We start from the raw sequence: 22,013 nt of genomic DNA, 5'->3' as shown, positions 1-22,013 counted from the left end.
AAGCCCAAAATTATGGCACAGTGGCTGGCATGAATTATCCGACGATCGAAGACGCCATCGGCAAGACCCCCCTGGTTGCCCTGCAACGCATCCATGCCGCGGAAAACGCCAAGCGCGGGAACGTGATCCTGGGCAAGCTCGAAGGCAACAACCCGGCGGGCTCGGTCAAGGACCGGCCGGCGCTGTCGATGATCAAGCGGGCCGAGGAGCGCGGTGAAATCAAGCCCGGCGACACGCTGATCGAGGCCACCTCGGGCAACACCGGCATCGCGCTGGCGATGGCCGCGGCCATCAAGGGCTACCGCATGGTGCTGATCATGCCGGAGGACCTCTCGGTGGAACGCGCCCAGACCATGAAGGCCTTCGGCGCCGAGCTGGTGCTCACGCCCAAGAGCGGCGGCATGGAATACGCGCGCGACCTGGCCGAGCAGATGGTCGCCCAGGGCAAGGGCCGCGTGCTCGACCAGTTCGCCAACCCCGACAACCCGCGCATCCACTACGAGACCACGGGCCCCGAGATCTGGACCGACACGCACGGCAAGATCACCCACTTCGTGAGCGCGATGGGCACCACGGGCACCATCACCGGCGTCTCGCGCTACCTGAAGGAAAAGAACCCGGCGGTGCGCATCGTCGGTGCGCAGCCGGCCGAAGGCTCGCGCATTCCGGGCATCCGCAAGTGGCCGGTCGAGTACCTGCCGAAGATCTACGACCCGAGCCGCGTCGATGAAGAAATCAGCGTGAGCCAGGACGACGCCGAGGAGATGTGCCGGCGCCTGGCGCGCGAAGAGGGCATCTTCGGCGGCATCTCGGCGGCCGGCGCGCTGTGGGCGGCCATCGAGGTGTCGAAGAAGGTCGAGAACGCCACCATCGTGTTCGTGGTCTGCGACCGCGGTGACCGCTACCTGTCGACGGGCGTTTTCCCCGCCTGATCCCTTCACCCTGCGGCGGCGCCCACCGGGCGCCGCACGCCCGCGAAAAAGAATAGAGACTCCCCATGCCCCACCCCAAGTTCTGTCAGGCCTGCGCCACCCCGCTCGAATGGATCGCGTTGATGGAAGACGGCGGTCCCAAGGAGCGCCTGCGCTGCCCCAACTGCGGCCACACGCACTGGAACAACCCCACGCCCGTGCTGGCGGCCATCGTCGAGTACCGCGGCCAGGTGCTGCTGGCGCGCAATGCGGCCTGGCCGGGCAAGATGTTCGCGCTCATCACCGGCTTCATGGAGGCCGGCGAGACGCCCGAGGAGGGCATCGCGCGCGAGGTCAAGGAAGAGACCAACCTGGACGTGAGCGCCGCCAAGCTCGTCGGGGCCTACGACTTCCAGCGCATGAACCAGATCATCATCGCGTACCACGTGGTGGCCGACGGCGAAGTGAAGCTCTCGCCCGAGCTGGTGGACTACCGCCTCTACGACCTGCCCGACCTGCGGTGCTGGCCCGCCGGCACCGGCTACGCGCTGGCCGACTGGCTGCGCACGCGTGGCCACGAGCCGGTGTTCTTCACTGCGGCGGAAAACGAAGAGCGTCGTCGCGGCCTGAACCTGCCGCCGGAGCCTGGCAATGCAAGTTGACCGCGAAATCGACACGCGCGGCCTCAACTGCCCGCTGCCGATCCTGAAGGCGAAGAAATCGCTCAATGACATGGCGAGCGGCCAGCTGCTGAAGGTGGTGTCGACCGATCCGGGTTCGGTGCGCGACTTCCAGGCCTTTGCGCGCCAGACCGGCAACGAACTGGTGGCGCAGGAGACCGTGGGCAGCGACTTCATCCACGTGCTGAAGCGGCGCTAGCGTCGGCGACCGACCAAAGAAAAAGGGGCCTCGCGGCCCCTTTCTGTTTTCAGCGCTTTGCAGCGCCCTCAGAGCTTCAGGCTCTTGAGGTACTCGCGGAACTGCGCGCCCACTTCGGGGTGCGCCAGCGCCAGCTCCACCGACGCCTGCAGGAAGCCTTCCTTGCTGCCGCAGTCATAGCGGATGCCCTTGTACGAATAGGCGTAGACCGATTCCTTCTTCATCAGCGCCGCGATGCCGTCGGTCAGCTGGATCTCGCCGCCCGCGCCCTTGGGCTGGTTGCGGATCTCGTCGAACACGCCGGGCGTGAGGATGTAGCGGCCGGCCACGCCCAGGCGCGAGGGCGCGTCTTCGGGCTTGGGCTTCTCGACCATGCGGTTGACCTTCACGAGGCCGTCTTCCACGGTCTCGCCGGCCACGATGCCGTAGCGCTTGACGTGTTCCAGCGGCACTTCCTGCACGGCCAGCACCGAGGCGCCCAGACGCGCGAAGACTTCGGTCATCTGCGCCAGCACCGGCTGGCCATCGACGGGGCCGACCATCAGGTCGTCGGCCAGCAGCACGGCGAAGGGCTCGTTGCCCACCAGGTGCTCGGCGCACAGCACGGCGTGGCCCAGGCCCAGCATGCGCGGCTGGCGCACGTACGAGCAGGTCATGTCGTCGGGCGACACCGAACGGGCGATTTCGAGCAGCGCATGCTTGCCGCTGGCTTCGAGCTGGCTTTCGAGCTCGTAGGCGGTGTCGTAGTGGTCCTCGATCGCGCGCTTGTTGCGCCCGGTCACAAAAATCATGTCGCGGATGCCCGCGGCATAGGCTTCTTCGACGGCGTACTGGATCAGCGGCTTGTCGACCACGGGCAGCATCTCTTTGGGCTGCGCCTTGGTGGCCGGCAGAAAGCGGGTGCCGAAGCCTGCAACAGGGAATACGGCCTTGCGGATGCGCGTCGGGGAAGAAGTGGACATGGGCAGTTCAGTGTCGTTTCAAAGAGGAAAGAAGAGGGTTGGGAGAGGATGCAGCGCAAAGCCTGCATCCGCATCCTAAGCCCCCACCCTGGCCTCGTCTGTCAGCCGAGGCGCACAAGCTGGCCGCGCAGGCGCTCCAGCGTGGCGGTGAAATCGGCCAGGCGCGTGCGCTCCTGTTCGATCACGGCGGGCGGCGCCTTGGCCACGAAGGCCTCGTTGCCGAGCTTGCCGTGCACCTTGGCGATCTCGCCTTCGATGCGCGCAATTTCCTTGCCGATGCGCAGTTTCTCGGCCGCCTTGTCGATCTCCATGTGCAGGCACAGGCGCGTCGTGCCCACCACCGCCACGGGCGCGGCTTCGGCGGCGGCCTGCCACGAGGCCTCGTCGTCGAACACCTTCACTTCCTTGAGCTTGGCCAGCGCCTGCAGCACCGGGGCCGCGTCGCGCAGGAAGGCCGCGCCCTCGGCGTCGTCGGCCACCGCGTACAGCGGCAGGCGCGTGGCGGGCGACACGTTCATCTCGCCGCGCAGCGTGCGGCAGGCGTCGACCAGCGCCTTCAGGCGCGCCACGTGCGCCTCGGCGGCCTCGTCGATCTTCTCGGGCTGGCTCTGCGGGTAGGCCGCGATCATGATCGACGCGCCTTCGCGGCCCGCGACCTTCGACACCTTCTGCCACAGCTCTTCGGTGATGAACGGGATGATCGGGTGCGCCAGGCGCAGCAGCGCCTCGAGCACGCGGATCAGTGTGCGGCGCGTGGCGCGCTTTTGCGCATCTTCGCCGGTCTGGATCTGCACCTTGGCGATCTCCAGGTACCAGTCGCAGAACTCGTCCCAGGCGAACTGGTAGATCGCGTTGGCCACGTTGTCCAGGCGGTATTCCTCGAAGCCCTTGGCCACTTCGGCCTCGACGCGCTGCAGCTGCGAGACGATCCAGAAGTCGGCACGGCTGAACTTCAGGTAGCCGTGCGCCTTGCCGCCGACCTGGCAATCTTCCTTCGTGTGCTCCAGCAGGCCGCAGTCCTGGCCTTCGCAGTTCATCAGCACGAAGCGCGTGGCGTTCCACAGCTTGTTGCAGAAGTTGCGATAACCCTCGCAGCGCTTCGAGTCGAAGTTGATGCTGCGGCCCAGCGAGGCCAGCGAGGCAAAAGTGAAGCGCAGCGCATCGGCGCCGAAGGCCGGAATGCCCTCGGGGAATTCCTTCTGCGTGTTCTTGCGCACGGCCGGTGCGGTCTCGGGTTTGCGCAGGCCCTGCGTGCGCTTGTCGAGCAGCGCGGGCAGCTCGATGCCGTCGATCAGGTCGACCGGGTCGAGCACGTTGCCTTCCGACTTGCTCATCTTCTTGCCCTGGGCGTCGCGCACCAGGCCGTGGATGTACACGTCCTTGAACGGCACCGTGCCCATGAAGTGCTTGGTCATCATGATCATCCGGGCGACCCAGAAGAAGATGATGTCGTAGCCCGTGACGAGCACGGTCGAGGGCAGGTACAGCGCCAGGTCCTGCGTCTTCTCGGGCCAGCCCAGCGACGAGAAGGGCACCAGCGCCGACGAGTACCAGGTGTCGAGCACGTCTTCGTCGCGCGTGAGCGTCTTGCCGGGCGCCTTGGCCTGCGCCTCGGCTTCGGTCTCGGCCACGTACACCTTGCCGTCTTCGTCGTACCAGGCGGGAATCTGGTGGCCCCACCAGAGCTGGCGCGAAATGGTCCAGTCCTGGATGTTCTCCATCCAGTGGTTGTAGGTGTTGACCCAGTTCTCGGGCACGAAGCGCACCTCGCCCGACTTCACCACGTCGATGGCCTTCTGCGCGATCGACTGGCCGTCGGCGCCGGGGCGCGTCATGGCCACGTACCACTGGTCGGTGAGCATGGGCTCGACCACGGCACCCGAGCGCGCGCAGCGCGGCACCATCAGGCGGTGCTTCTTCACCTCGACCAGCAGGCCCAGCGCCTCCAGGTCGGCCACGATGGCCTTGCGCGCCACGAAGCGGTCCATGCCGCGGTATTTTTCAGGCGCGTTGTCGTTGATGGTCGCGTCCAGCGTCAGGATGCCGATCACCTCGAGCTTGTGGCGCTGGCCCACGGCGTAGTCGTTGTAGTCGTGCGCGGGCGTCACCTTGACCACGCCGGTGCCGAATTCCTTGTCGACGTAGTCGTCGGCAATGATGGGAATCAGCCGATCCACCAGCGGCAGCTTCACGCGCTGGCCGATCAGGTGCTTGTAGCGCTCGTCTTCGGGGTGGACCATCACGGCCGTGTCGCCGAGCATGGTCTCGGGGCGCGTGGTGGCCACCGTGAGCGTGCCGCTGCCGTCTTCCAGCGGGTAGGCGATGTGCCAGAGCGAGCCGTCTTCTTCCTCGCTCTCGACTTCCAGGTCGCTCACCGAGGTCTTGAGCACCGGGTCCCAGTTGCCCAGGCGCTTGCCGCGGTAGATCAGGCCTTCTTCATATAGCTTCACGAAGGTGTGCGTGACCACCTTGGAGAGGTCGTCGTCCATCGTGAAGTACTCGCGGCTCCAGTCGACCGTGTCGCCCATGCGGCGCATCTGCTCGGTGATGGTGCTGCCCGACTTTTCCTTCCATTCCCACACGCGCGCCACGAAGTTCTTGCGGCCCAGGTCGTGGCGGCTGACCTTCTGCTCCTGCAGCTGGCGCTCCACCACGATCTGGGTGGCGATGCCCGCGTGGTCGGTGCCCGGCACCCACAGCGTGTTGGCGCCCTTCATGCGGTGGTAGCGCGTGAGGCTGTCCATGATCGTCTGGTTGAACGCATGGCCCATGTGCAGCGTGCCCGTCACGTTGGGCGGTGGCAGCTGGATCGCGAACGACTCGGCGCCTTCCTTGGGCTGCTGCGTGCCGCGGAAGCCCGCCTTGGCGTAGCCGCGCTGCTCCCATTCCGGGCCCCAGTGCGCCTCGATGGCGGCGGGTTCGAACGATTTGGACAGGCTCTCGAGGCCGGGCTGGGAGGTAGGTTCGCTCATGGGGAATGCAAAACGGCACCCTCGGGTGCCGTTGGTGACAGGGTGGGATTGCCCGGGATTTTACCGGGGCGGCTCGGGGAAACCCCAGCCCCACATAATCAGCTGATGCTGTTCCTGCTTTCCCCCGCGAAGTCGCTCGACTACGACACCCCCGTCCCCTCCGAAACCCCCGCCACCCAGCCCCATTTCGAAGCCCCGCGCGGCCCCTCGGTCGAACTCATCAAGCTGCTGCGCGAGAAGTCGCCCCAGGACATCGCCGAGCTGATGCACCTGTCGGACAAGCTCTCGGCCCTCAACGTGGCCCGCTACGCCGCCTGGTCGTCCAAGAGCACCGACAAGAACGCCCGCCAGGCCGCCTTCGCCTTCGACGGCGACGTCTACGGCGGCTTCGACGCCCGCAGCCTCACGCCCGCCCAGCTCGCCTGGGCGCAGGACCACGTGGGCATCCTCAGCGGCCTGTACGGCCTGCTGCGCCCGCTCGACCGCCTGCAGCCCTACCGGCTCGAAATGGGCACCGCGCTGGCCAACCGCCACGGCAAGGACCTGTACGCGTTCTGGGGCTCGCGCATCGCCGAGCACCTGAACGAGCGCCTGGCAGCCGACCGCACGCCGGTCGTCGTCAACGTGGCCTCGCAGGAGTACTTCAAGTCGGTCGACCAGAAAGTGCTCAAGGCGCGCGTGGTCGAATGCGTGTTCCAGGAATGGAAGGGCGACAAGTACAAGATCGTGAGCTTCTTCGCCAAGCGCGCCCGCGGCCTGCTGGCGCGCTGGGCCGTGCTGCACCAGGCGGCCACGCCCAAGGCGCTGGAAAAATTCGATCTCGAGGGTTATGGTTTCGACGCTCAGGTATCGACAGCCGAAAGGCTGGTGTTCAGAAGAAAGCTAGCATGACCCCCAGGCTGCGCGCACTTCGTGTCGCTTCGCCAACCCCCTTCCAGGGGGCAACACCAGCGGCCCGGCAAAGCCGGTTCCGCGGTGTTTCTGGCGAAGAACTGCGTGGAGTCATGTGTTGCGGGTCTCATTGCAGAGTGGAGGAGCACTGACATGTCCCAAGCGATCAGTCCGGAATTGCGCGAATGGCTGGTGGCCCAGCTCGCGGCCGGCCATTCGGTGCCCGCGTTGCGCATGTCGATGCGGGCGGCCGGCTGGCAGGATGCCGCCACCGACCTGGCGCTGGCCCAGCTCGAAGCCGGCTTCCCCGATGTCGCGGCGGCCCTGGCGCCGGCCCGCACCGAGATGCCCGGCCCCGACCTCGACGGCGCGCCGCTGTACATCGAGGCCGGCGACCGCCGCGTGCAGGTGCTGCAGACCGTGCGGCATCCGCGCGTCGTGGTGTTCGGCAACCTGCTGTCGGTCGAGGAATGCGAAGGCCTGATCGCCGCCGCGCGCGTGCGGCTGGCGCGCTCGCTCACCGTCGAGACCCGCACCGGCGGCGAGGTGCTCAACGTCGACCGCACCAGCGACGGCATGTTCTTCGAGCGTGGTGAGAACGAGATCGTCGCGCGCCTCGAACAGCGCCTGGCCATGCTGCTGCGCTGGCCGCTCGAATACGGCGAGGGCCTGCAGATCCTGCGCTATGCGCCCGGCGCGCAGTACCGCCCGCACTACGACTACTTCGACCCGCACGAGCCCGGCACGCCCACCATCCTCAAGCGCGGCGGCCAGCGCGTGGCCACGCTCGTGATGTACCTGCAGGAGCCCGAGCAGGGCGGCGCCACCACCTTCCCCGACATCGGCCTCGAAGTGGCCCCGGTGCGCGGCACCGGCGTGTTCTTCAGTTACGACCGGCCCGACCCCGCCACCCGCACGCTGCACGGCGGCGCGCCGGTGCTCGCGGGCGAGAAATGGGTCGCCACCAAGTGGCTGCGCGAGCGCGAGTTCAAGTAAAAAGAAAAACAGGGAACCGATGAAAGTCACCGCCAACGGCCTGCAGATCGAAGTCGACGACACCGGCGGCGAAGGGCGCCCCGTCATCCTGCTGATCATGGGGCTGGGCATGCAGCTGGTCGCGTGGCCCGACGGCTTCGTGCAGCAGCTGGTCGATGCGGGCTTTCGCGTGGTGCGCCACGACAACCGCGACATCGGCCTGAGCCAGGGCTTCGATCACCTGGGCACCGGCAACCTCGTGTGGGAAACCATCCGCCACCGCATCGGCCTGAAGGTGCGCAGCGCCTACACGCTGCAGGACATGGCGCTCGATTCGCTCGGCGTGCTCGACGCGCTGGGCATTGCCCGCGCCCACATCGTCGGCGCCTCCATGGGCGGCATGATCGCGCAGCGCATCGCCGCCACCGCGCCCGAGCGCACCGCCAGCCTCGTGAGCATCATGAGCTCCAGCAGCGCGCGCGGCCTGCCGGGCCCGCGCCGCGAGGTCGGGGCCATGCTCATGCGGCGCCCGCGCAGCCACGACGAGGCCGCGCTGGTCGCGCACAGCATCAAACTGCTGCGGCTCATCCAGAGCCCGGCCTACCCGCAGACCGACGAGCAACTGGCCGCGCGCCTCACCTTCAGCATGCGCCGCGCCTACCACCCGGCCGGCCTGATGCGCCAGATGCTTGCCATCGGCGCCGACGACGACCGCCCGCAGGTGCTGGCGCGCATCCAGCGTCCGACGCTGGTGCTGCACGGCGACGCCGACGCGCTCGTGCCCATCGCCTGCGGCCGCGATTCGGCGCAGCGCATTCCGGGTGCGACCTTCATTTCCGTGCCCGGCATGGGCCACGACCTGCCGCCCGAGGTCTGCACGATCCTCGCCCACCACATCGCTCCGTTCGCACACGCGGCGGATGCCGGAACCGCCCCATGAGCCACGACCCGACCAACCCCAACACGAACCCCAACACCCCCGAGCAGTCGCAGCTCGGCCGCGCCTCGGCCTACGCCGACACCTACGACCCGAGCCTGCTGTTCCCCATCGCACGCACCACGCAGCGCGAAGCCATGGGCATCCAGGCCGGCGCCTTGCCCTTCTTCGGCGCCGACCTCTGGACCGCCTTCGAGCTGAGCTGGCTGAACCCGCGCGGCAAGCCGCAGGTGGCCATCGCGCACTTCACCATTCCCTGCGAAACGCCCAACATCATCGAGAGCAAGTCGTTCAAGCTGTACCTCAACAGCTTCAACAACAGCACCTTCGCCAGCATCGATGCCGTGCGCGAGCACCTGCGCACCGACCTCGCCGAAGCCGCATGGCGCGGCAGCGACCAGTCGGCCGGCATCGGCGTGAAGCTGCTCACGCCCGACCTCTTCGATCGAGAGCCCGTGCACGAGATCGACGGCCTGGACCTCGACCGCCTCGACATCGAATGCACCCACTACCAGCCCGCGCCCGAGCTGCTGAGCAGCGACACGACGCAGGTGCACGTGAACGAGACCCTCACCAGCCGCTTGCTCAAGAGCAACTGCCTCGTCACCGGCCAGCCCGACTGGGGCAGCGTGCAGATCCGCTACAGCGGCCCGCCCATCGACCAGGCCGGCCTGCTGGCGTACATCGTGAGCTTTCGCAACCACAACGAGTTCCACGAACCCTGCGCCGAGCGCATGTTCACGGACATCTGGCGCCAATGCCAGCCGACCAAGCTCGCGGTGTATGCGCGCTACACGCGGCGCGGCGGGCTGGACATCAACCCGTTCCGCACGAGCTGGCCGCAGACGCTGCCGCTGAACATCCGCACGGCGCGGCAGTAAGTCGCTATCTCGTTGTCCATCGGGGAGAAAAAATGCGTTCAGTGCTTTCACGCGCGACGGCTGGCGCATTGCTGTTCATGGCAACCGCGTGTCCCGCCATCGCGGGCGAGGACGTTGCCGTCAGGCAGCTCGGCAATGCCGCGTACGAGTTGACGCTCAAGGTGAGCGAACCGCTCGAAATTGCCGCCGGGCAAGCCCGACTGGGGCCCACGGCGCAGACGCTGTGCGGCGAAAACCAGGTCACCTTCGGGCGCTACAGCTTCGCACGTCAGGAGCCCGTTGATCCGGCCTCTTCAGCGGCGTCGGGCCAACTGGCGCTTCGCCAGGAGATCCGATGCGGACAGGCCACGCCGGAAAAGGTGGCCTCCGCGATGAAGCAGCCATCGACGCCCGAAGAAGACCAGAAGCAGGTCGAAGCGCTGACATACCAATATCTGAAGGCCAAGGATTCGGGTGATTTTGCGAGGGCTTATGGCTTCTTTGCAGATTCGATGAAGGCCACGGTTTCGCAGGAAAGCTGGAGCGCTGCCCAGAAGGAGTTCAACGCGCTTTCCGGGCCGGTCACGAGCCGCCGCATCCGGAAGATCACGCGCTATGACAACCCGCCGTCGGCCCCGCGGCCTGGTGTCTACATCGCGGCCGACCTGGTGAGTCAGTTCCAAAACATGGACACCCATTGCGGCTTTGTCGTCTGGTACGGCCAGGCGGACGGTTCGTTCCAGGCCATTCGCGAAGAGGCCAACTACATCAACAGGGCCACGCAGCAACGCATGACGACAGAGCAGGTGACGGCCTTCAAGGCCAGCGCGCGCTGCTGAGTTCACAGGGCACAGGCGAAGCCCCTCTTCGGAATTCCCGAACCCGCAGCCCGCCCCCTGTGGCATTCTGGAATCGATCCCGCGAACCCGCGGTCGAACATCCGGAGCAGAGACAAAATGGTTGAAGGCAAAGTGATCGTCGTCACCGGCGCGGGCGGCGGCATCGGGCGCGACATTGCGCTCGCGATGGCGCGGCACGGCGCGAAGGTGGTGGTCAACGACATCGGTGCGGGGCTCGACGGCGCCGGCGGCAGTGCCGGGCCGGCGCAGCAGGTGGTCGAGGAGATCCGCGCGGCGGGCGGGCAGGCCGTGCCCAACACCGACAGCGTGGCCGACGCGGCGAGCGCGGGGCGCATCGTGGAATGCGCAGTCGACAGCTTCGGGCGCATCGATGCGGTGGTGAACAACGCGGGCATCCTGCGCGACCGGTTCTTCCACAAGATGTCGGTCGACGAGTGGGACGCGGTGATCAAGGTGCACCTGTACGGCGCCTACTTCGTGAGCCGCGCGGCCGCGACGCACTTCAAGGAACAGAATTCGGGCGCGCTGGTGCACATGACCTCCACCTCGGGCCTGATCGGCAACTTCGGCCAGGCCAACTACGCGGCGGCCAAGCTCGGCATCGCGGCGCTGTCGAAGTCCATCGCGCTGGACATGCTGAAGTTCAACGTGCGCTCCAACTGCATCGCGCCCTTCGCCTGGAGCCGCATGATCGGCGCGATTCCCACCGACACCGACGAGCAGCGCGCCCGCGTCGACAAGATCAAGCAGATGACGCCCGCCAAGGTGGCGCCGCTCGCGGTGTACCTGGCGAGCGATGCAGCGGCGGCCGTGAACGGCCAGATTTTCTCGGTGCGCAACAACGAGATTTCGCTCATCAGCCAGCCGCGCCCGGTGCGCTCCATCCACCGCTCGGAAGGCTGGACGCCCGAGAGCATCGCCGAGCACGCCATGCCCGCGATGCGCGCCAGTTTCTTCCCGCTGGACCGCTCGGCCGACGTGTTCAGCTGGGACCCGGTCTGAAGACATGAGGGCATGAGGACAAACCCGCAAGCGGCTGCAGGCGACGCCGTTCGCCGGACAATGCGCGTTCCTCCCGCTTCCTTCGTGCCCGCCCGGTGAACCTGCACTTCGACCTGTTCGACCTGAAACTGTTCGTCTACGTGGCGGACGCGCGCAGCCTCACGCGCGGCGCCGAGAAGGCCTGCATCTCGCTGGCCGCCGCGTCCACGCGCATCAAGCAGATGGAAGAAGCGGTGGGCGGCAAGCTGCTGCACCGCAGCGCGCAGGGCGTGAGCCTCACGGCGGCGGGGCAGGCGGTGCTGTACCACGCCAAGCGCGTGATGCAGCAGATGGAGCACCTGCGCTGCGACATGCAGGACTTCGGCAAGGGCATCAAGGGCCATGTGCGCGTGTTTGCCAACACCACCTCGATCACCGAGTACCTGCCGCAAAAACTTGCGGGCTTTCTCACGCAGCACCCGGCCGTGCAGGTCGACCTGCGCGAGTACCTGAGCGAAGAAATCGTGCGCGCCGTGGCCGACGGCGAGGCCGACATCGGCATCCTCGCGGGCGACGTGCACACCGGCGAGTTCGATGCGCGCCCCTTCGGACGCAATCACCTCGTGCTGGTCGTGCCGGCCACGCACCACCTCGCGGGCGCGCCCTCGGTGGCCTTTGTCGACACGCTCGACGAGCAGCACGTGGGCCTGCACCACGGCAGCGCCATCCATCGCTTCCTGCAGCGCCGCGCCGAACTCGCGGGGCGCGGCTTCAACCCGCGCATCCAGGTGAGCAGCTTCGAGGCCATCTGCCTGATGATCGAAGCGGGCGTGGGCGTCGGCGTGCTGCCGTCGTCGTCGGCGCAGCGGCTGTCGATGGCGATGCGGATCGCTACGGTTCCGTTGAGCGATGCATGGGCCGAGCGCGAACTCAAGCTCATCGCGCGTAACCGCGAACAGCTACCCGCTTCCGCGCGCGAGCTCTTCGACCACCTCGTTGCGCCCTGAAGGCGCATCCCGCATGTCCGCCGACCTGAAATCGCTGCGCCTGTTCGTGGCCGTGTCCGACCACGGCAGCATCAGCGAAGGCGCCAAGCGCTGCCACATCGCGCTCGCGGCTGCGAGCAAGCGCATCTCCGATCTCGAAGCACGCGCGCGACTGCCGCTGCTGGTGCGGCATGCGCGCGGCGTCACGCTCACCTCGGCCGGCCATGGGCTGCTCCTGCATGCGCGCGCCGTGCTCTCGGCCATGGACCGGCTGGGCGCCGAGCTCGACGACTTCCAGAACGGCGTGGCGGGCGTGGTCAGCATCACGGCCAACGCCTCGACCATCGCGCAGTTCCTGCCGGCGCAGATCGGCTCGTTCCTGCGCCTGCACCCGGTGCTCAAGATCGACCTGCAGGAGCGCGCCAGCACCGAGGTGGTGAAGGCCGTGCAGGCCGGCCTGGCCGACATCGGCGTGATTGAGGGGCAGACGCCCGCCGACGGCCTCGAATGCCTGCCCTACCGCACCGACGAGCTGGCCGTGGTGGTCGCGCGCGACCACCCGCTGGCGCGCCGCAAGCGCATCGATGTGCAGGAGGTGCTGCGCCACGACCATATCGTGGTGCGCGAAGGCACGGCGCTGCACCGCGTGCTGCTGGCCGCCGCGCTCGAGGCCCAGGTGCCGCTCAAGGTGCGCATGCAGGTGGGCAGCTTCGACATGGTCTGCCGCATGGTGGAGCAGGGTGTGGGCATCGGCGTGCTGCCCTACGCGGCCATCCTGCCGCAGCTGCAGATCCTCAAGCTGCGCTGCCTCAAGCTCGATGCGCCCTGGGCGCTGCGCCGCCACCTGCTGTGCGTGCGCCGCCAGCAGGACCTCACGGCCGCCGCGCGCTCGGTGCTCGAACACCTCGGCCGTCCCGACTGATCTGAGGCCATCGGGCGGCGAGCCTTCGCGTCGCGCGAAGGCTCGAACTCGCCAAAAACGAATTGTTCTCCCGCGGCCCTCGCGCAAAGATGCGGGCACACCAAAGGAGACACCCTTGAAGATCATCCGCGTCAGCGCCACGCCGCTGAACATCCCCGTGACCATCGACGTGGTCGGCCTGAACAAGCAGACCTCGCTGTCGTTGTGCCTCACCGAGATCGAGACCGACACCGGCCTCGTCGGCCACGGCATGACGGCCATCACCGAAGAAGAAATCATCGCCGCCGCCGTGCGCGAAGTGGCCGGCCCCGCGCTGATCGGCGAAGACCCGATGGCCACCGAGCGCCTGTGGGAGAAGCTCTACTGGCTGCTCTCGCCGCGCGGCCAGACCGGCTACGCCAGCCACACCATCGCCGCGCTCGACATCGCGCTGTGGGACCTGAAGGGCAAGGCACTGGGCCAGCCGCTGTGGCGCCTGTTCGGCGGCGCGCGCGCCAAGGTGCCGGTGTACGCCACCTTCGGCTTCGGCTTCTTCGAGCGCGACCAGCTCGCCGCCGCCGCCAGGCTGTGGGTGTCGCAGGGCTTCCAGCGCCTGAAGATGACTGTCGGCAACCACGCGCTGGCGCGCCGCGACGAGCCGCGCCCGCTCGACGAGGTCATTGCCGAAGACGTGCGCCGCGTGGCCGCCGTGCGCGAGGCCGTGGGCCCCGACGTGAAGCTGTACGTCGATGCCAACTGCGGCCTCGACCTGTTCCACGCCACCGAACTTGCGCACCGCATCGAGCCCTACGGCATCAGCTTCTTCGAGGAGCCGCTCACGCAGAACGACGTGCGCCAGATGGCCCAGCTGCGCGCGCGCACGCGCATTCCGCTGGCCTGCGGGCAGAACGAGGGCCTGGCCTTCCGCTTTCGCGACCTGCTGGTGAACCAGGCGGCCGACGTGCTGCAGCCCAACGTGACCATCTCGGGCGGCTACTCGCAGTGCCTGAAGATCGCGGGCATGGCCGCCGCCTTCAACGTGCCCATCGACAACGGCGGCGCCTGGCCCTTCCACAACATGCACCTGCACGCGGGCGTGTCCAACGGCGGGTTGGTCGAGTACCACTACGTCGCGGTGCAGATGCTCAAGCAGATCTTCGACGGCCTGCCCGTGCCCGACCAGGGCTGGCTCACGTTGCCCGAGGCGCCGGGGCTGGGCTTCACGCCCAACGCCGAGCGCGTGCGCGAACTCGCGAAGCTGCCGACCTCGCACGGGAAAGGCAAGGCCTGAGCGCCACCCGACGACACTTCCGACCACGACCAGGCCGCGCAGACGGCCGGCGCATCCCGACCACCACGGAGACAAGATGAACGACAGAAGAACAGACGCCATGCGGCCATCGCGCCGGCATGCCCTGCAGGCCGCCCTGGCCCTGGCCGGCCTGCTGGCCGCCGCACCCGCCGCATGGGCGCAGAAGTTTCCCGACAAGCCCATCCGCATCGTCGTCGGCTACTCGGCCGGCGGCGGTGTCGACGCGGTCGCGCGCATGCTCAGCGCGCGCCTGCCCGCCGTGCTGGGCCAGCAGGTGCTGGTCGAAAACCGCACCGGCGCCACCGGCCTCATCGCGGCCGACCTCGTCGCCAAGGCACCGCCCGACGGCTACACGCTGATGATGGGCGACAGCGCCTTGCTCATCGCCAAGCTGCTGCAGCCGAAGATCGCCATCGATCCGCTGACCAGCTTCAAGCCCGTGGCCGGCGCCTTCGTGTCGCCGCTGATGATCGTCGCGGGCAACGACTTTCCCGCGAAGACACCCGCCGAACTCGTCAAGGAACTCAAGGCGCACCCGGGGCGTTACTCCTATGCGTCGTCGGGTGTCGGCACCGTGCAGCACCTGGGCTTCGAGATGCTCAAGCAATCCACCGGCGCGTTCGTGGTGCATGTGCCCTACCGGGGCGCGGCGCAGATCGTGCCCGACGTGGTCGGCGGCCAGGTGCCGCTGGGCGTGGTGAGCGCCACCGCCGCCATGGCGCAGTCGAAGGCCGGCAAGCTGCGCGCCCTGGCGCTGCTGAACAACGCGAAGCTCGAAGGCGCCGAGAGCGTCGCACCGCTGGCCGAGGCGCTGCCAGGCTTCGACGTCGCACCGCGCATCTTCCTGCTCGCACCGGCGGGCACGCCCAACGACGTCGTCGACAAGCTCTCGGCCGCCGTGAAGACCGTGCTCGACATGCCCGAGACGGGCACGGCTGCCGCCGCGCAGGGCACGCTGCGCGCCTACGCCACGCCGGCCCAGCTGGGCAAGGACATGGCGGAAGAAACGACGCGATGGAAACGCATCATCACGGACCAGCGCATCGTGGCGGAGGGGAACTGAGGTGACACAACAGCCCCATCTCGGCCTCATCGTGCCGCCCGCAGCCGGCGCCGTGCCGGTCGACGGCCCGCTGCTCTACGGCGACCGCATCCGCTTCAGCGCCAAAGGCCTGGGCCTCGGCGAAATCTCCACGCGCGGCTACACCGAGGTGATCGACTCGGTCATCGGCAAGGCGCTGGAACTCAAGGCGGAGGGCGCCAGTGCCGTCTCCCTCATGGGCACCTCGCTGAGCTTCTTTCGCGGCGTCGCCTTCACCCGCCAGCTGAAGCGCGAGATGGAACAGGCCACGGGCCTGCCCTGCACGACGATGAGCGACGCGATCCTTGCGGGCCTGCGTCACCTGAAGGTGCGGCGCGTGGCCGTCGCCACGGCCTACATCGACGAGGTCAACACGCAGCTGCGCACCTACCTCGAACAGAGCGACTTCGAACCGCTGGCGCTCGAAGGCCTGGCCATCTCCGACGTGCAGGCCGTGGGCCAGGTGTCGACCAAGGTGCTGGTCGACCTGTGCCTGAAGGTGTTCGAAGACCAGCCCGGTGCCGACGGCCTCCTCATCTCCTGCGGCGGCCTCGTCACGCTCGATGCCGTGCGCGAGGTCGAGGCGCGCCTGCGGGTGCCCGTGGTGTCCAGCTCGCCCGCGGGCTTCTGGGACCTCGTGCGCACCGCGGGGCTCGATGCGCGCTCGCCGGGGCAGGGACTGCTGTTCGTCTGACCGGCCTCAGCCGAGCCAGCGCCCCACGCGGGCCGTGCCGGCCAGCTGCCAGACGCGTTCGCACAGCGCCTTCGCTTCGTCGGCCGTCGCGCCTTCGCCGTAGTGCGCCAGGCGCTGCATCTTGTCCTCGATCTCGGCGCGGCTCAGGCTGTTGCCGGGGTCGCCCTTGGGCTCGTCGACGCGGCCGGCCAATGTGCGGCCGTCGGCGGTGTGCACGCTGACCTTTCCGATCCAGCGCGCGGGGTAGGCGGTGTCGACCTCGTCGTCCAGCGCCATCGTCACCTTCTCGCGGAAGGCCGAGACCTCGGGCGAGAGAAAGTCGCGGTCGAACTCGCCCAGGCCCGCGCGGCCGTGCACGGCGATGAGGCCCAGCACCGTGCCCATCGAGAACTTGCCCTGGTGCACCGTGGCCGGCACCGTCACGCGGCCCAGCACGTCGATGGCGCCCTGGTGCACATGGGTCGTTACTTGGGAAACGTCGGCCGGCTTGAGTTGGTTCTGTTCCATCACCTGCAGCAGCGCGTCGGCGGCCGGGTGCGTGTGGCGGCAGGAGGCGTGGTACTTGAACGAGGTCTCGGCCAGCGTCCAGCGCGTGCCCAGGCCGTCGGTGAGCTTGGCCGGATCGGCGTCGCTCGACATGCCCACGCCCAGCCCCTGCGCGCCTTCCAGGATCTTCGCCGCGCCCGTGAAGCCGTCCTGCGCGAGGTAGGCCGACATCAACCCGCTGGCCGCCGCGTGCGCGCAGTGCAGCTGCTTTGAGTCGGCGGCATCGCGCAGGAACTCCCACACGCCGGCCGACTGCGTGCCGGCCGAGCCGAAGGCATGCAGCATCTGCTGCGGCGACAGCTCCAACAGGCGACCCACCGCCGCGGCTGCCGCGAGCGTGCCCGCCGTCGCCGTGGTGTGGAAGGTGCGGTAGTGCGACCGGCCCAGGAATTCGCCGACGCGGATGCCCACCTCGTAGCCCGCGACCACGGCCGTCAGCAGCTGCGCGCCGCTGGCACCGAGGCTCTGTGCCACCGCCAGTGCGGGTGCGATGACCACGGCGGCCGGGTGGAACACCGAGCCGTTGTGCACGTCGTCCTGCTCCACGTAGTGCGAGGCCGCCGCGTTCACCATCGCCGCGAACAGCGGGGAGCTGGTGCGCCGCGAGGTGAGGATTTCGCTCGGCCCTTCAGCGGGGCCCATCATCTGCGCGAAGCGCTCGATGCTGCGTATCGGCCGCGCCGTGCGGGCCGCGAGCACGGAGCCGAGCCAGTCGAGCATCAGGTCTTCGGTGCGGCGCAGCACGGGCGCGGGAATGTCGGCGAACTTCAGGTCGGCCGCGAAGGTCGCGAGCACCTTGCTGGGGTGGTCGATGGCGTTCATGTGCAGTCCTTCAGAACGAACGAGGCAGGCCGAGCATGTGTTCGGCGACGTAGCTCAGGATGAGGTTGGTCGAGATCGGCGCCACCTGGTACAGCCGCGTCTCGCGGAACTTGCGTTCGATGTCGTATTCGCATGCAAAGCCGAAGCCGCCGTGGAACTGCAGGCAGGCGTTGGCCGCCTCCCAGCTCGCCTTGGCCGCGAGGTACTTCGCCATGTTGGCCTGTGCGCCGCAGGGCTGGCGCGCGTCGAACAGGCGGCAGGCCTCGTAGCGCATCAGGTTGGCGGCCTCGGTCTCGATGAAGGCTTCGGCAATCGGGAACTGCACGCCCTGGTTCTGGCCGATGGGGCGGCCGAACACCACGCGGTCCTTCGTGTAGGCCGTGACCTTGTCGATGAACCAGTAGCCGTCGCCGATGCACTCGGCCGCAATCAGCGTGCGCTCGGCGTTCAGGCCGTCGAGGATGTACTTGAAGCCCTGGCCTTCCTCGCCGATGAGGTTCTCGGCCGGGATCTCGAGGTTCTCGAAGAACAGCTCGTTGGTCTCGTGGTTCACCATGTTGAGGATGGGGCGCACCGTCATGCCTTTGCCGATGGCTTCGCGCAGGTCGACGATGAAGATCGACATGCCTTCCGACTTCTTCTTCACGTCCGCCAGCGGCGTGGTGCGCGCCAGCAAAATCATCAGGTCCGAATGCTGGATGCGCGAGATCCACACCTTCTGTCCGTTGACCACATAGCGGTCGCCCTTCTTCACGGCGGTGGTCTTGATCTTCGTGGTGTCGGTGCCCGTGGTCGGCTCGGTCACGCCCATCGACTGCAGGCGCAGCTCGCCGCTGGCGATCTTCGGCAGGTACTGGCGCTTCTGCGCCTCGCTGCCGTGGCGCAGCAGCGTGCCCATGTTGTACATCTGGCCGTGGCAGGCGCCCGAGTTGCCGCCGCAGCGGTTGATCTCTTCCATGATCACCGAGGCTTCGGTCAGGCCCAGGCCCGAGCCGCCGTATTCCTGCGGGATCAGCGCGGCCATCCAGCCGGCCTTCGTGAGTGCGTCGACGAAATCGGCGGGGTAGGCGCGCGCCTCGTCGACCTTGCGGAAGTACTCGTTGGGAAACTGCGCGCACAGGTCGCGCACCGCGTCGCGGATGTCGGGGAAACGGTTGTCGGTAGCGATCATCGTGTTCAGTCCTGGCGGGGGCCGCCCGCTTCCTTTTCGACGCGTTGCCAGATCTCGATGGCCATCGGGTCGTCGATCTCCTCGAGGATGTGGCCCACCAGGCCGATGGCGCGCGCCATCACGCCGAAGCCGCGGATGATCTTCCACGGAAAGCCGAACTCGGCCGCAATCGCGCCGATGGCGCCCGTGGCGTTGATCGGCAGCGACTTGCCCGATACGCGCTCGGCCTCTTCCTGCACGGCCTGCATCAGCGCGACGTAGTGGCTCGACAGGCCGTTCTCCGCCGCGATCTGGAACAGACGCGGCGTGCGCGGATCGATCGGCTTGTGCAGCGGATGGCCCAGGCCCGGCACGATGATCTTGCGCGCGCGGTGGTCGGCCACGATGTCCTTCGCCATGTCGGCCAGCGGGCGGTTCGGCTTCTCGCCGAAGGGAATGGCCTCGTACAGCATCTTCGCGGCGCCCTCGGTGCTGCCCACGAACACGCTGCCCAGTCCGCACAGGCCGGCGGCCACGGCGGCCTGCAAGGCCTCGGGCGCGCCGGCGTAGGTGAGCCGCGCGGCCAGCGCGCTAGGCGTCACGCCGTGCTCCACCAGCGTGACGACGATGGCGTTGAAGGTCACGGACTCCTGCGGCGTCGGGATGCGGCCCGTCAGCTCCAGGAAGGCCATGTCGCCCAGGTTGAGGTGGCCGAGGATCTCCGAGGGCAGGTCGCGCCCGCGCACGGTGATCTTGTCGGGCGTGCTGTGGCCGAGGTCGGTGTGCAGGGATTTCTTGATCTTTGTCATGGCCGCAAATCTATCCCCGCACGCGCCCGCAGGCGCTCAGTGATTGCGAAACCCTCCCTTCCGCAATCGCGAATGCCCGCCGGCGAGGTCTTCGGGCACGCTGCGACTCGTCATTGCAACGGAAAAGAAAAGGCAGACAGCGCGATGGATTCCGACTCACTCCTGGCCGTGCGCGAAGCGGCGCTCGACTACTTCACCCGCAGCGGCGCCACCGCGCGACGCCGCGCCCGCACCGAACACCCGCAGGCCGACGAGGCGGAAGGCTGGGGCGAGATCGCCGCGCTCGGCTGGCCCGGCATGCTGGCGCCCGAAGCGGCCGGCGGTCTCGCCTTGGGGCTCGATGGCGCCGCCGAGATCCTGCGCGCGGCCGGCGAGCACGCGGCGCCCGAGCCGCTGCTGGCCGTGGCGGGCCTGAGCACGCTGCTGCTGGCGCGGCTCGACACGCTCGCGGCGCGCGCCCTGCTGGCCGAACTCGTGGCGGGCCGCAGCCTGCCCGCGCTGGCCTGGCAGGAAAGCGCGGGCGACCTCAGCGCCGTGCCGCTGGCCTGCGGCTGCGAGGCGCGCGCGGGTCAGGGGGGCGGCATGCTGCTGCAAGGCGACAAGCTCATGGTGCTGCCCGGCGCCGCCGCCAGCGGCTGGCTGGTGTCGGCGCGCGGCGAGGACGATGCCGTGCTGCTGTGGGTGCCGCGCGGCACAGCCGGCGTGAGCGAGACGATCGTGCCGCTGGTCGATGGCAGCCAGGCAGCCAACCTGCGCTTCGAAGAGGTCGTGCTGCCGGCCGACGCCGTGCTGGCCAGCGGGCCGGCCGCGCAGGAGGCGCTGCGCCAGGCGCTCGCGGCCGGACAAATCTTGCAGGCCGCGGAGCTGCTCGGCGCGGGGCAGGCGATGCTGGCGCAGACCCTGGCCTACCTGCGCACGCGCGCGCAGTTCGGCAAGGCCATCGGCAGCTTCCAGGCGCTGCAGCACCGCAGCGTCGACATGTTCATCCACCTCGAGGTGGCGCAGGCCACGCTGAACGAAGTGCTGGCGCTGGCAAGCGACGGCACCTTGCCTTCTGACCGGCTCGAAGCCGAGGCCAGCCGCGTCAACGCGCGTTGCACTGCTGCCGCGCTGCAGGCGTCGCGCGCGGCGGTGCAGCTGCATGGGGCGATCGGCTATACGCAGGAGTGCGACCTGAGCCTCTTCTACAAGCGCGTGCTGTGTCTGTCGGCGTGGCTGGGCAATGCCACGGCGCACCAGCGTCGCCATGCCGCGCTGACCGGCGAGGCCGAGGCCGCTGCGAGCAGTGCTGCAGCTTGGAACGGCGAGTTCCTGGCGCGCACCACCGACTGGTCCGCCATGTCCGAGGCCGAGTTCCGCCGCATGGTGCGCGGCTTTTTGCAGCAGCGTTATCCGGCGCACCTGCGCTACCTGTCGCACCGCGCGCGCTGGAGCGAGATTCGCGAGTGGTACCTCACGCTCTCGGCGCAAGGCTGGATCGCGCCGGCCTGGCCGCAGTCGCACGGCGGCATGGGCCTGCCGGCCGACAAGCTCATCGCGTGGATCGAGGAGCTGGAGCAGCACGGCGTGGCGCGCGCGCCCGACCAGGGCATCGTGATGATCGGGCCGCTGCTGATCCAGCACGGCACGCCCGAACAGCAGCAGCGCTTTCTGCCGCGCATCCTCAGCGGCGAGCACGTGTGGTGCCAGGGCTATTCGGAGCCCAATGCCGGCTCCGACCTCGCTGGCCTGCGCACCGAGGCGGTGGCGGGGCGCGATGCGCAGGGCGATCACTTCGTCGTCAACGGCCAGAAGATCTGGACCACGCTCGCGCAGGACGCCAACCACATCTTCATGCTCGTGCGCACCGACAAGGGCGCGCGCAAGCAGGAAGGCATCAGCTTCCTGCTGTGCGACCTGCGCACGCCGGGCGTCACGGTGCGGCCGATCCACACGTTGGCGGGCGAGCCCGAGTTCTGCGAAGTCTTCTTCGACAACGTGCGCGTGCCGGCCGACCAGCTCGTGGGCCGGCTGCACGGCGGCTGGACGATTGCGAAGGCGCTGCTGGGCTTCGAGCGCATCTTCCTGGGCAGCCCCAAGCAGTCGCAGTACGCGCTGGGCCAGCTGGCGCGGCTCGGGCAGGCGCGGCGCTTGTTCGCCGACCCGGTGTTCGCACAACGCTTCGCGGCGCTGCGGCTCGACGTGCTCGACCTGTCGGCCGCCTACACGGGCTTCGCCGACATCGTGCGCGCGGGCAAGCCGCTGCCCGCGTCGGTGTCGCTGCTGAAGATCTGGGCCAGCGAGACCTACCACCGCATCGGTGCGCTGCTGGTCGAGGCCGGCGAAGAGCAGGGCGCGGTCGCGGGCGACCAGGTGCTCGACGGCCAGAGCTTCAACGTGCTCTCGCCGCTCATCGGCTCCACCGCCGCCATGATCTACGGCGGCACGAACGAGATCCAGCGCAACATCCTCGCGCGACAGGTGCTCGACCTGCCGGCCTGAGCG

General features: G+C 68.4%; 20 protein-coding genes. 15 read left to right on the top strand and 5 right to left on the bottom strand.

Annotated elements, in window-relative coordinates; genetic code table 11:
- Positions 1-29 precede the first annotated feature (29 nt).
- The 3 genes from cysM (at position 30) to AC07Q9_RS25630 (ending at position 1,790) form a co-directional block, all read left to right on the top strand.
- On the top strand, positions 30-932 hold the full coding sequence (gene cysM, locus AC07Q9_RS25640; RefSeq protein WP_095746540.1) for a cysteine synthase CysM: 903 nt from the start codon (positions 30-32) through the stop codon (positions 930-932).
- A gap of 65 nt (positions 933-997) precedes the next feature.
- The gene (locus AC07Q9_RS25635; protein WP_056572274.1) at positions 998-1,573 is read left to right on the top strand and encodes an NUDIX domain-containing protein; all 576 of its coding nucleotides are present in this window, start codon (positions 998-1,000) and stop codon (positions 1,571-1,573) included.
- A complete protein-coding gene (locus AC07Q9_RS25630) occupies positions 1,563-1,790 on the top strand; it encodes a sulfurtransferase TusA family protein (protein ID WP_056572272.1) in 228 nt (75 codons plus the stop codon). The genes AC07Q9_RS25635 and AC07Q9_RS25630 overlap by 11 nt, the downstream gene beginning before the upstream one ends.
- Positions 1,791-1,858: 68 nt before the next feature.
- Here the strand turns inward: AC07Q9_RS25630 and galU are convergent, their stop codons facing one another.
- Both galU and AC07Q9_RS25620 read right to left on the bottom strand, forming a co-directional pair.
- Positions 1,859-2,752 carry a UTP--glucose-1-phosphate uridylyltransferase GalU gene (gene galU / locus AC07Q9_RS25625; protein WP_495312236.1) on the bottom strand — a complete coding sequence of 298 codons (894 nt, stop codon included), beginning with the start codon at positions 2,750-2,752 and terminating at the stop codon, positions 1,859-1,861.
- 101 nt (positions 2,753-2,853) lie between these two features.
- Positions 2,854-5,724: a valine--tRNA ligase gene (locus AC07Q9_RS25620; RefSeq protein ID WP_495312235.1), complete on the bottom strand. Its 2,871-nt coding sequence runs from the start codon at positions 5,722-5,724 to the stop codon at positions 2,854-2,856.
- Between the two features lie 105 nt (positions 5,725-5,829).
- On the opposite strand from AC07Q9_RS25620, the gene yaaA reads away from it, so the two are divergent.
- From yaaA to AC07Q9_RS25565, 11 genes are all read left to right on the top strand, one after another.
- Positions 5,830-6,615 (top strand): peroxide stress protein YaaA, encoded by a 786-nt coding sequence (gene yaaA, locus AC07Q9_RS25615; RefSeq protein WP_495312234.1) that lies wholly within the window; start codon positions 5,830-5,832, stop codon positions 6,613-6,615.
- 153 nt (positions 6,616-6,768) lie between these two features.
- Positions 6,769-7,611: a 2OG-Fe(II) oxygenase gene (locus tag AC07Q9_RS25610; RefSeq protein ID WP_492684693.1), complete on the top strand. Its 843-nt coding sequence runs from the start codon at positions 6,769-6,771 to the stop codon at positions 7,609-7,611.
- Positions 7,612-7,630: 19 nt separating this feature from the next.
- Positions 7,631-8,530 carry an alpha/beta fold hydrolase gene (locus tag AC07Q9_RS25605; RefSeq protein ID WP_495312233.1) on the top strand — a complete coding sequence of 300 codons (900 nt, stop codon included), beginning with the start codon at positions 7,631-7,633 and terminating at the stop codon, positions 8,528-8,530.
- Positions 8,527-9,408, top strand: coding sequence for an NADPH-dependent 7-cyano-7-deazaguanine reductase QueF (gene queF, locus AC07Q9_RS25600; protein ID WP_495312232.1), 882 nt, complete (start codon positions 8,527-8,529; stop codon positions 9,406-9,408). The genes AC07Q9_RS25605 and queF overlap by 4 nt, the downstream gene beginning before the upstream one ends.
- A 32-nt stretch (positions 9,409-9,440) precedes the next feature.
- Positions 9,441-10,226 carry a DUF4019 domain-containing protein gene (locus tag AC07Q9_RS25595; protein ID WP_495312231.1) on the top strand — a complete coding sequence of 262 codons (786 nt, stop codon included), beginning with the start codon at positions 9,441-9,443 and terminating at the stop codon, positions 10,224-10,226.
- A gap of 117 nt (positions 10,227-10,343) precedes the next feature.
- Positions 10,344-11,249, top strand: a complete 906-nt coding sequence (locus AC07Q9_RS25590) for an SDR family NAD(P)-dependent oxidoreductase (RefSeq protein WP_495312230.1) — start codon at positions 10,344-10,346, stop codon at positions 11,247-11,249.
- Positions 11,250-11,344: 95 nt separating this feature from the next.
- Positions 11,345-12,235 (top strand): LysR family transcriptional regulator, encoded by an 891-nt coding sequence (locus tag AC07Q9_RS25585; RefSeq protein ID WP_495312229.1) that lies wholly within the window; start codon positions 11,345-11,347, stop codon positions 12,233-12,235.
- Positions 12,236-12,248: 13 nt separating this feature from the next.
- Positions 12,249-13,136 carry a LysR family transcriptional regulator gene (locus tag AC07Q9_RS25580; protein ID WP_159273125.1) on the top strand — a complete coding sequence of 296 codons (888 nt, stop codon included), beginning with the start codon at positions 12,249-12,251 and terminating at the stop codon, positions 13,134-13,136.
- Between the two features lie 115 nt (positions 13,137-13,251).
- A complete protein-coding gene (locus AC07Q9_RS25575) occupies positions 13,252-14,406 on the top strand; it encodes a mandelate racemase/muconate lactonizing enzyme family protein (protein ID WP_062479787.1) in 1,155 nt (384 codons plus the stop codon).
- 76 nt (positions 14,407-14,482) lie between these two features.
- A complete protein-coding gene (locus AC07Q9_RS25570; protein ID WP_070062162.1) occupies positions 14,483-15,490 on the top strand; it encodes a Bug family tripartite tricarboxylate transporter substrate binding protein in 1,008 nt (335 codons plus the stop codon).
- 1 nt (position 15,491) lies between these two features.
- Complete coding sequence (locus tag AC07Q9_RS25565; protein ID WP_495312228.1) at positions 15,492-16,202, top strand: arylmalonate decarboxylase; 711 nt, start codon at positions 15,492-15,494, stop codon at positions 16,200-16,202.
- A gap of 6 nt (positions 16,203-16,208) precedes the next feature.
- On the opposite strand, the gene AC07Q9_RS25560 is transcribed toward AC07Q9_RS25565, so the two are convergent.
- From AC07Q9_RS25560 to AC07Q9_RS25550, 3 genes are read right to left on the bottom strand one after another with little or no spacing between them, the layout of a single operon-like run.
- Positions 16,209-17,570 (bottom strand): MmgE/PrpD family protein, encoded by a 1,362-nt coding sequence (locus AC07Q9_RS25560; protein WP_495312227.1) that lies wholly within the window; start codon positions 17,568-17,570, stop codon positions 16,209-16,211.
- Positions 17,571-17,580: 10 nt separating this feature from the next.
- Entirely contained in the window at positions 17,581-18,741 is a 1,161-nt protein-coding gene (locus tag AC07Q9_RS25555) for an acyl-CoA dehydrogenase family protein (RefSeq protein WP_495312226.1), read from the bottom strand.
- 5 nt (positions 18,742-18,746) lie between these two features.
- A complete protein-coding gene (locus tag AC07Q9_RS25550; RefSeq protein ID WP_495312225.1) occupies positions 18,747-19,529 on the bottom strand; it encodes a citryl-CoA lyase in 783 nt (260 codons plus the stop codon).
- Between the two features lie 144 nt (positions 19,530-19,673).
- On the opposite strand from AC07Q9_RS25550, the gene AC07Q9_RS25545 reads away from it, so the two are divergent.
- Positions 19,674-22,010, top strand: a complete 2,337-nt coding sequence (locus tag AC07Q9_RS25545; RefSeq protein WP_495312224.1) for an acyl-CoA dehydrogenase family protein — start codon at positions 19,674-19,676, stop codon at positions 22,008-22,010.
- Positions 22,011-22,013: the final 3 nt, after the last annotated feature.

This window comes from Variovorax sp. GW821-FHT09A10, from assembly GCF_059418385.1.
This window is presented reverse-complemented; position numbering and strand designations above follow the sequence as displayed.

Coding starts and splice junctions, on each gene's coding strand:
- AC07Q9_RS25570 (WP_070062162.1), top strand. CDS start 14,483: ATGAACGACAGAAGAACAGACGCCATGCGGCCATCGCGCCGGCATGCC.
- AC07Q9_RS25635 (WP_056572274.1), top strand. CDS start 998: ATGCCCCACCCCAAGTTCTGTCAGGCCTGCGCCACCCCGCTCGAATGG.
- AC07Q9_RS25550 (WP_495312225.1), bottom strand. CDS start 19,529: ATGACAAAGATCAAGAAATCCCTGCACACCGACCTCGGCCACAGCACG.
- galU (WP_495312236.1), bottom strand. CDS start 2,752: ATGTCCACTTCTTCCCCGACGCGCATCCGCAAGGCCGTATTCCCTGTT.
- AC07Q9_RS25630 (WP_056572272.1), top strand. CDS start 1,563: ATGCAAGTTGACCGCGAAATCGACACGCGCGGCCTCAACTGCCCGCTG.
- AC07Q9_RS25560 (WP_495312227.1), bottom strand. CDS start 17,570: ATGAACGCCATCGACCACCCCAGCAAGGTGCTCGCGACCTTCGCGGCC.
- yaaA (WP_495312234.1), top strand. CDS start 5,830: ATGCTGTTCCTGCTTTCCCCCGCGAAGTCGCTCGACTACGACACCCCC.
- AC07Q9_RS25555 (WP_495312226.1), bottom strand. CDS start 18,741: ATGATCGCTACCGACAACCGTTTCCCCGACATCCGCGACGCGGTGCGC.
- AC07Q9_RS25595 (WP_495312231.1), top strand. CDS start 9,441: ATGCGTTCAGTGCTTTCACGCGCGACGGCTGGCGCATTGCTGTTCATG.
- AC07Q9_RS25580 (WP_159273125.1), top strand. CDS start 12,249: ATGTCCGCCGACCTGAAATCGCTGCGCCTGTTCGTGGCCGTGTCCGAC.
- AC07Q9_RS25590 (WP_495312230.1), top strand. CDS start 10,344: ATGGTTGAAGGCAAAGTGATCGTCGTCACCGGCGCGGGCGGCGGCATC.
- queF (WP_495312232.1), top strand. CDS start 8,527: ATGAGCCACGACCCGACCAACCCCAACACGAACCCCAACACCCCCGAG.
- cysM (WP_095746540.1), top strand. CDS start 30: ATGAATTATCCGACGATCGAAGACGCCATCGGCAAGACCCCCCTGGTT.
- AC07Q9_RS25620 (WP_495312235.1), bottom strand. CDS start 5,724: ATGAGCGAACCTACCTCCCAGCCCGGCCTCGAGAGCCTGTCCAAATCG.
- AC07Q9_RS25610 (WP_492684693.1), top strand. CDS start 6,769: ATGTCCCAAGCGATCAGTCCGGAATTGCGCGAATGGCTGGTGGCCCAG.
- AC07Q9_RS25545 (WP_495312224.1), top strand. CDS start 19,674: ATGGATTCCGACTCACTCCTGGCCGTGCGCGAAGCGGCGCTCGACTAC.
- AC07Q9_RS25605 (WP_495312233.1), top strand. CDS start 7,631: ATGAAAGTCACCGCCAACGGCCTGCAGATCGAAGTCGACGACACCGGC.